Origin of the sequence: Bradyrhizobium oropedii (assembly GCF_020889685.1) — a bacterium.
GTDB lineage: Bacteria > Pseudomonadota > Alphaproteobacteria > Rhizobiales > Xanthobacteraceae > Bradyrhizobium > Bradyrhizobium oropedii.
This window is the reverse complement of the sequence record NZ_JACMYO010000380.1, coordinates 1-2,347: the sequence shown is the minus strand read 5'-3', so window position 1 is coordinate 2,347 and position 2,347 is coordinate 1. Positions and strand designations below refer to the sequence as shown.

The window sequence follows — 2,347 nt, the reverse complement described above, 5'->3', positions numbered from 1 at the left end:
CGCGCGCGCGGCGGCGCTTCCATCGTGTCGTGAGGCCGAGCGCCATTCGCTCGGCGCCGGCCCAGGCGATCATCGCGCCATTGTCGGTGCAGAGCGCAGGCGGCGGGATGATCAGCGTGGTCTGCGCCTTCGCCGCGACATCCTGCAGCGCGCTGCGGATGGCATGGTTGGCGGCAACGCCGCCCGCCGCGACCAGCGCGCGCGGCGGGCCGAACCGCTCCTCGAACAACCTCAAGCCGACGGTCAGCCGATCTGCCGTCGCTTCCAGCACCGCGGCCTGGAAGCTTGCGCAGAGATCGCTGATGTCCTGCGGCTCGAGCGGCTCCAGCCGGCTCGCCTCGTTGCGCACCGCGGTCTTCAGTCCCGACAGCGAGAAGTTCGCATCGGGGCGGCCGAGCATCGGGCGCGGAAACGCAAACCGCGTCGGGTCGCCGCCGGCCGCCGCGCGCTCGACCTCCGGTCCGCCGGGATAGGGCAGCGACAGCATCTTCGCCACCTTGTCGAACGCTTCGCCCATCGCGTCGTCGACCGTGGTGCCGAGCCGCACATATTCGCCGACGCCGACCACGGCGACGATCTGGGTGTGGCCGCCCGAGGCCAGGAACAGGCAATAGGGAAACGCCAGCGCGCAGGTCAGCCGCGGCGTCAGCGCGTGCGCCTCAAGATGGTTCACCGCGATCAGCGGCGTATCGTGCACCATCGCGATCGCCTTCGCAGTGGTGAGACCGACGATCACGCCGCCGATCAGGCCGGGTCCGGCGGCTGCCGCGACCGCCGACAATTGCTGGTAGCCGATACCGGCCTCCTTCATGGCGGAGGCGACGATCCCGTCGAGCAGGTCGACATGGGCGCGCGCCGCAATCTCCGGCACCACGCCGCCGAAGCGGGCGTGCTCGTCGGTCTGCGAGCGCACGACGTTGGAGAGGATTTTCGCCTGTCCGTCAGCCTGGCGCTCTACCACGGCTGCTGCGGTTTCATCGCAGGTGGTCTCGATCCCCAACACCAGCATCGGTGGTTCGTGTTCCAATTTCGGCCCTTGTGCTACCAGCATGATCCGGACAGGCCGGAACCGGTTTCCGGCAAGATCATGCTCATCAAAATGTCCCCTCCGGGGTAGCATTGCGAGGTCTTAAAGTGCAATCGGTCGGCAAGGCCCGATTTCCAGGGTCCAATTCGTGAGGTTGGAGGCCTGACCCGTGACCATCCTTGTCACACGACCGCATCCGGACAATGACGCGACGCTTGCGACGCTGCGCCAACGCGGCTTTGATGCCCTCGCGGCGCCGGTGCTCCGCTTCGAGCCGTTGCCGTTCCACGACGACGATGCGGATTATGACGCGGTCGTCCTGACCAGCGCCAATGCCCTCCGCGCGCTCGATCTCGGCGCCAGCCGACTGGTGCGGCTGCCGTTGTTCGCGGTCGGGACGCACACCGCCGATGCCGCGCGTGCCGCAGGCTTCGACAAGGTGATGGTGGCCCAAGGCGATGCGGTAAGCTTGCGCGATCTCGTGCTTGCGCGGGTCAAGGCCGGCGAACTGGAGGCTTCGGTGACGCTGCTCTATCTCGCGGGCGCCGACCTGTCGCGCGATCTCGCCGGCGAACTCACCGAAAACGGCCTGACCGTCGTCACCCACACCACTTACCGGATGGCGCCGGTGGCCACCCTTCCAAGGGAGGTCAGCGACGCCTTCATGGCCAACCGGATCACGGCGGTGCTGCATTATTCCCGCCGCAGTGCGCAGGCGTTTCTGGACGCGGTGCGGGCCGACGGCCTGGAGATTTCGGCGCTCGCTCTGCCGCAATGCTGCATCTCGCCGGCGGTCGCCTCCGTGCTTCATGACGCCGGCGCGACCAAGGTGGTGGTGGCGGCGCGCCCGGACGAAAATGCCCTGTTGGAGGCGCTCGGCCGCACCCTACGGCCCTGACCGGAATTAATTCTTTCGTCTGACCATGATGTTAGGCAATGCTCCGATTTTCGGATCGTGCTCTAAGAACTCGGGCCGATTCTGGTAGAGTATGCGGCCAGTAGTTTTGAGGACCCTCGCGATGGCTGAAGAAAGGCCCGACGACCCAGGACCTTCGCCGGATTCCCGGCCCAAGCGCGCGCCGCCGACCATCGATCTTCAGGCGACCGAGATCTCCAGCGAGCCGCCAACGGTCGGGACGACCGAGGAAGCCGTCAAGGATACCGGCAAGGATACCGGCAAGGACACCGGGAAGGCGTCTGCGGACGCGGCCACGCCCGAGGCGGAGCCCCAAGGCGACGCCGCACCCCAAAAGGAGCCGCAGCCCGAGGCCGCCGCCATGGCGCCGGAATCCGCGCCTGCACGACCGGTGTCGCCCTGGG

The 2,347-nt window shown here is 67.6% G+C and carries 1 protein-coding gene and 2 pseudogenes; 2 read left to right on the top strand and 1 reads right to left on the bottom strand.

The genetic code is table 11. The features are described from left to right. Positions 1-1,009: pseudogene (tsaD, locus tag H8A95_RS42600) on the bottom strand (tRNA (adenosine(37)-N6)-threonylcarbamoyltransferase complex transferase subunit TsaD); the annotation flags it as partial. A 187-nt stretch (positions 1,010-1,196) separates the two neighbouring features. On the opposite strand from tsaD, the gene H8A95_RS42595 reads away from it, so the two are divergent. Together H8A95_RS42595 and H8A95_RS42590 are read left to right on the top strand one after the other, a co-directional pair. After that, positions 1,197-1,925, top strand: a complete 729-nt coding sequence (locus tag H8A95_RS42595; RefSeq protein ID WP_229188393.1) for a uroporphyrinogen-III synthase — start codon at positions 1,197-1,199, stop codon at positions 1,923-1,925. 121 nt (positions 1,926-2,046) lie between these two features. After that, positions 2,047-2,347: pseudogene (locus H8A95_RS42590) on the top strand (hypothetical protein); the annotation flags it as partial.